The 4,665-nt window shown below is 66.0% G+C and carries 8 protein-coding genes and 3 pseudogenes; 6 read left to right on the top strand and 5 right to left on the bottom strand.

Annotated features, from left to right (window positions below):
* The first annotated feature begins 645 nt into the window (after positions 1-645).
* The 4 genes and pseudogenes from QZT59_RS18105 to QZT59_RS18090 all read left to right on the top strand — a co-directional run.
* On the top strand, positions 646-861 hold the full coding sequence (locus QZT59_RS18105; RefSeq protein ID WP_290819283.1) for a hypothetical protein: 216 nt from the start codon (positions 646-648) through the stop codon (positions 859-861).
* A 199-nt stretch (positions 862-1,060) separates the two neighbouring features.
* On the top strand, positions 1,061-1,441 hold the full coding sequence (locus QZT59_RS18100; protein WP_290819282.1) for an ArsR family transcriptional regulator: 381 nt from the start codon (positions 1,061-1,063) through the stop codon (positions 1,439-1,441).
* Positions 1,442-1,522: 81 nt separating this feature from the next.
* Positions 1,523-1,910: pseudogene (locus tag QZT59_RS18095) on the top strand (hypothetical protein).
* Positions 1,907-2,093: pseudogene (locus QZT59_RS18090) on the top strand (hypothetical protein); the annotation flags it as partial. The pseudogenes QZT59_RS18095 and QZT59_RS18090, both read left to right, overlap by 4 nt.
* 35 nt (positions 2,094-2,128) lie before the next feature.
* Here QZT59_RS18090 and QZT59_RS18085 read toward each other — a convergent pair.
* Positions 2,129-2,743 carry a hypothetical protein gene (locus QZT59_RS18085; protein ID WP_290819280.1) on the bottom strand — a complete coding sequence of 205 codons (615 nt, stop codon included), beginning with the start codon at positions 2,741-2,743 and terminating at the stop codon, positions 2,129-2,131.
* Complete coding sequence (locus QZT59_RS18080) at positions 2,733-3,059, bottom strand: hypothetical protein (protein ID WP_290819279.1); 327 nt, start codon at positions 3,057-3,059, stop codon at positions 2,733-2,735. The genes QZT59_RS18085 and QZT59_RS18080 overlap by 11 nt, the downstream gene beginning before the upstream one ends.
* A gap of 428 nt (positions 3,060-3,487) precedes the next feature.
* On the opposite strand from QZT59_RS18080, the pseudogene QZT59_RS18075 reads away from it, so the two are divergent.
* Positions 3,488-3,688 (top strand): annotated as a pseudogene (locus QZT59_RS18075) (MarR family transcriptional regulator); the annotation flags it as partial.
* A 114-nt stretch (positions 3,689-3,802) separates the two neighbouring features.
* Here QZT59_RS18075 and QZT59_RS19270 read toward each other — a convergent pair.
* The 3 genes from QZT59_RS19270 to QZT59_RS18065 are packed head-to-tail and all read right to left on the bottom strand — an operon-like array spanning position 3,803 to position 4,306.
* Complete coding sequence (locus tag QZT59_RS19270; RefSeq protein ID WP_394348680.1) at positions 3,803-3,916, bottom strand: PIN domain-containing protein; 114 nt, start codon at positions 3,914-3,916, stop codon at positions 3,803-3,805.
* Positions 3,891-4,154, bottom strand: a complete 264-nt coding sequence (locus tag QZT59_RS18070) for a type II toxin-antitoxin system VapC family toxin (RefSeq protein WP_290819277.1) — start codon at positions 4,152-4,154, stop codon at positions 3,891-3,893. Before QZT59_RS18070 ends, QZT59_RS19270 begins: the two co-directional genes overlap by 26 nt.
* The gene (locus tag QZT59_RS18065) at positions 4,151-4,306 is read right to left on the bottom strand and encodes a hypothetical protein (RefSeq protein WP_290819276.1); all 156 of its coding nucleotides are present in this window, start codon (positions 4,304-4,306) and stop codon (positions 4,151-4,153) included. Before QZT59_RS18065 ends, QZT59_RS18070 begins: the two co-directional genes overlap by 4 nt.
* Before the next feature lie 81 nt (positions 4,307-4,387).
* Between QZT59_RS18065 and QZT59_RS19265 the strand changes: the two genes are divergently transcribed.
* The coding region (locus tag QZT59_RS19265; protein ID WP_394348679.1) for an ArsR family transcriptional regulator at positions 4,388-4,665 on the top strand (278 nt) is incomplete at its 3' end.

The following is a 4,665-nucleotide window of genomic DNA, read 5'->3' as shown; positions in this document are numbered from 1 at the left end:
TTTGCCGGTAGTTCGCCCACGGTTCTCGGAGTCGGTCCGGGCACCCGTTGGGGGCCATCCACGCCGGTGCGCCGCCGACGGAAGGCGGAGCGACGGACTTCCGCCCGGTCTGTGCGATCGAAGCATCCGGGTTGCCCCGTACCGTTCCGCTCCACTCTCACACGGATTCGCGTGGCTCGAGACCGCCCCGACCGATGGAAGGGTCGCGATCGATCCCGCCGACATCACGTGATGGTCAGAATCGAGGGAGGGATCCGTTCCACCACCGTATCGGCCATCGAGGAGCGAGCGCTAATACCGTCCTCTCTAGCGAATATCCAGTAGCTATATTAACCACTAGCCCCTCTGTCATATTGGAAGCCACTCGCTCCGGCTTGCCGGAGAGGGCACACAAATGCCCCGGGTGTTGCACCACCCGAGACGTGGCTTCCAAAACCCAATCCACGGGTTTACGAAGCCATGCCACGCTACACACCAGACCACCATAAACGTCCCGCACAGCCCGCCTACCGCCAGCACACGGCTACTGCCGTGTTTCTCCGGCCGAACGGGTACCAACCCCGCCCACAGCCGTTCGGAACCGTCACCCCGCGAACCGACCCGCATCCAACCACGTCGATCCACACCCTCACCTCGAACACACCGATGGCCTCAGACCGCCTCTTCGTCACGCCCGCCCCGCCGGGCCGCCGGCGAGGCACCGGCGGCGACCAGCGCATGTACTATCCGCCCTGCCCGACGTGCGGCGAGCCGATCATCATGATCTGGACGTACGGCCCCGAGCGCCACGACGCCGGTCCCTGCGGCTGCGGGCTCACCGCCGACCAGGTCGAACGCCTCACGACCCCGGGTGTTCGATGATGGCCGCGGTGGGACCTTCCGTCACGGCCGCGGTACGCCCACTCCGTCACGGACGTCGCCACGGGACCCGCACGCGACCGTCGGGCGGCCCGGCGGCCGTCCCCTCCCTCCCGAGGAGGTCACGGAGCGCTCCCGAGGTGGCGACGATGAACGCCATCCTCACTCCAGGCACCTCGACCCCGAAGACGGGTGATCGCCCGTGAGACTCCGCCGTCCGACGGACTTCCTGCTCCTGGAGGCGCTCGCCGAGCGGGGCCGGAACGTCGCGCCGAACCTGACCCACCACACGGGCAAGAGCCGCAAGAACATCAACACCCGACTCCCGGTCCTCGACGATTACGGGCTGGTCGACAAGGTCGGGCCAGCCGAGTCCTCCGGCCTCTACGAACTCACCGAGCTCGGCGAGGCGGCGCTGGCCCACCGCGACTCGTACGGCCAGGTCGACGACTTCGAGGCCCTCATCGAAGGCGCCGAAGCCGACGCCGCGCCGTCACAGAAACCGACCCCGGCCGACCGGGCGCGTACCGACGGCGGGAACTGCCTCGCCCGCACCGACGCCGACGGCGCGGAGAGCGACTGACCCCGCCGCGCCGCCGACGGTCGCGCGCCGAGGCGACCGCTCGCTACCGTCCGGGCGACGACCGACCGATCCTGCGCGTCCATCCTCGGGTGCGTTCGGAGGCAGCCGGGATCGGTGACGAATCGACGTCGACGGCTCCGCTTCCGGTCGCCGGCGTCTCTCGTCGAGCGCCTCGGTGCGATCGCCGACCGCTTCGACGAAGATCGTCGACCGCCTCGTCGAAGCGATCCGCGAGTGCGTCGAGGAGACCGCCGACGGCGAGACGGTCCAGAAACTGGTCGCGGAGACGGACGACGACGACCAGCTGGAGTTCGAATCGGTCGAACGACTGGTCGGTGCGGAGATCGCCCGGCGGCTCCGACTCCTCGAGGCGGACCTCGAGGACGAGCCGCTCGACCTCGCGGCCCCCGACGAGGTCGATATCTACGACGACGGGTCGACGTCGACCCCGACCGACGACGACCGATGAGCGGCCGACGGCGCTTGCGCACGGTCGTCGCCGACACGAGCGCCCTCGTGAGTCTCGCTCCCGCGAGCCGACGCGGCGGGCGACCCCGACGCGAACCCGGACCCGCTTCGGTATCTCCTCGCGTCCTGTGCGGTCACCGTTCCACCAGAAGTCGTCGACGAACGCCGGGATATCGCACAGTATTCTCGGTGAGCCGTTGCAAAAACGCTGCCGCGGGATCAGCTTGGTGGGAGGGCGTCGCTATAGTCGTCGTCGAGGATATCGGAACAATCGACGGGAATACTGGTCCACGCGTTCTTCACGACCTCGTATCCTGTCCAGCCCTCCGTACGGATCATCTCCACGGTTGCCTCGCAGAATTCGGCCTTCGAGATGAGATCGTTGTCGAGGAGGATGTAGAGGAGGTACGGTGGCCCGACAACGTCGATGTCGTACCCGTTATCGTCGATGAGACGCCGAATCGAGCGCCTCGCAGCTGAGTCCAGAACGGACACGATCTGATATGACGGCGCGTGTTCGGAAAGTTCCTGCTCGAGCGATTGCTCGCCTGCATCCGGTCCGTGCGGGCGGGGAACGACGGTCACGCACGACCACGGCGACGAATCATCGTCTAGATGCGCAAGAACGCGTTGGCTCCCTCGTTTCAAGTAATATTCGCGACTTCCTTCCGGCGGATACTCGTTCGAGCTACCGTGGTTCCGAAGCTCGTGCTTGCAGACGTTCGTCGTCGTGAGGTAGATTGCGTCTTTCAGCAGTTCCCATTCACTGGTGTTCGCAACCGCGATCAAGGAACTCGTATCGGCCAGTATCGAGTGGCGAGTGTCACTCGCCATCGCTACTCGTCAGGAAATCGGACGTATCTCGTTCCATCGCCGCCTCGAACGACGCTTTCTCTTCTTCCATCCGGTCGAGTTTTTCACCGAGAAGGACGCGAGCCACGTCCTCACCGATCTCACCGCGGCTGTATCGTTCGTAGACCGCAATTTCGTCTCGTTCGTCTAGCGACTGTCGGAGCATTTCGACCAGTCCCACGCGGGCGAGTTCGCTCACGTTGACGCCCCCGATGTGGATCTCATCGAGCAACTCCGCCGCCTCCTTTTCCGCTCCGGCACGGAACTGGATCGTCTTGTCGTAGTGTGATCCACTCATACGCTGCGGTTCGACGCGGAGCGGCATATATGTTATGACGCGTACGTACGTGTCATTACATCCGGCCGGGAACGGAGTGCTACCGTACAGAGCCCTCTGACCGCTCACGAGGAGAGAAACGACGGTTGGAATCGCGTCGGACCGATACGCTCGCAACTTTCCGACCGACGACCGACCGATCCTGCGCAACTAACCGCGACCCCGTTCGGAGGGGCGGGTTTCCGCGCCGTCTACGGCGTCTCGATCACTCCGTCTCGTCCCCCGCGTCGGTCGCGATGATCGTCTCCACGGCCTCCGGCCCGATCAGGATCGCGGTGAACGGCGCGAACGTGGTCAGCGGGTCGCCGCCTTGGGAGACGACGGAGAACGCGGGCGCGGCCGCCGCGAGCTAGACCAGCGCCTTCAGGGTCGTGTCCGTCTGCAGGGTCACGCAGATCGAGATCCACGACGCGACCGGCATCACGAGCGGGAGCGTGGGAGCGGCGCTATCCCGCCTCGAGGATCGCGGGCTCGTCCGGCACCGCGGCCGGTACTGGGCGATCAGCGAGGACGACCGCCTGGCCCCCGCCGCCGCCCGGACGAACGTCAGTTCGGCGTCGACGACCGACGACTACGAGGGGGACGAGTAATCGACCGGTACCGTGTGCGAGACGGGCGCAAACGCGACGCGTACCGAGAGTGCGGGCCCCGAGTGCCTCGTCCCCGTCTCAGCAAAGGGATTCGGGTGCCCGAGCTCCCGCCTCCTACAATTCGGCGTCGAACGAGACGAGCGTCGCATCGTGACCCTGCGCACAGGCGAAAATGAGACAATCGATCGGATACAGCAGCGTCTCACGGTGCAACCGATTGGCGTCCATCATATCGGACGTTGGGAATGACGACGCGAACGTCCGTCGTGATTTCGTCCTGAATTTCGTCGGCTCGAGCGGGTTCCAGTCGTTCCGTCTTCGTCAGCACGGAACGCAGTTCCATCAGGTTCATCGTAGACGTGAGAAATTCGTGGTCGTCGCTCAACAGCGTCGAGGCGACTGCACCCGTGTCGGGTTCGTCCGTCGCGGCCGCGACGAAACAATTCGTGTCGAGGAAGCGCCTCATCGTCGCTCGCGACGGGACCGAACCTCCTCGACCGAGTCCACGTCGAGTTCGCCGGCCATCCCGCGAAGGCGTTCACCGAGCGGCTCCCGTTCCTCGTCGTCGACGTCGGCAGAGCGCGTGAACTCGCTCACGTCGTCCGCGTAGACTCCCATATTCCATCACTGGGACGCTATCGGAAAAACAGTTCGCCGGGACGACCCGGTTTCGATCAGTGCCGCCCGCTCCTCGGTCGCGTGGGCTCCCTCGGCGTAAACACCCGACTCCCCGTCCTCGCGGACGACGGCCTCGTCCGAACGGTCGGCCCCGTCGAGCGCTCCGGGCGCTACGAGGTCACCGAACTCGGCGAGGCGGCGCTGGCCCACCGCGACCGCTACGCCGAGGTCGACGACGTCGAGGCCCTCATCGAGGGAGCCGAACCCGACGAGACGCCGACGCGGGAACCGACCCCGGCCGAGTGGACGCGTGCCGACGGCGGGAGCGATCTCGCCCGCACCGACGCCGACGGCGGCGT

This window comes from Halovivax sp. (genome assembly GCA_007119345.1).
Lineage (GTDB): Archaea > Halobacteriota > Halobacteria > Halobacteriales > Natrialbaceae > Halovivax.
The sequence above is the reverse complement of the archived record's forward strand: the minus strand, read 5'-3'. Positions and strand labels throughout refer to the sequence as shown.

Excerpts from the sequence above, each read along its gene's own strand:
- QZT59_RS18105 (WP_290819283.1), top strand. The coding sequence starts at position 646 with ATGGCCTCAGACCGCCTCTTCGTCACGCCCGCCCCGCCGGGCCGCCGG.
- QZT59_RS18065 (WP_290819276.1), bottom strand. The coding sequence starts at position 4,306 with ATGGGAGTCTACGCGGACGACGTGAGCGAGTTCACGCGCTCTGCCGAC.
- QZT59_RS19270 (WP_394348680.1), bottom strand. The coding sequence starts at position 3,916 with ATGGACGCCAATCGGTTGCACCGTGAGACGCTGCTGTATCCGATCGAT.
- QZT59_RS18070 (WP_290819277.1), bottom strand. The coding sequence starts at position 4,154 with ATGAGGCGCTTCCTCGACACGAATTGTTTCGTCGCGGCCGCGACGGAC.
- QZT59_RS18085 (WP_290819280.1), bottom strand. The coding sequence starts at position 2,743 with ATGGCGAGTGACACTCGCCACTCGATACTGGCCGATACGAGTTCCTTG.
- QZT59_RS18080 (WP_290819279.1), bottom strand. The coding sequence starts at position 3,059 with ATGAGTGGATCACACTACGACAAGACGATCCAGTTCCGTGCCGGAGCG.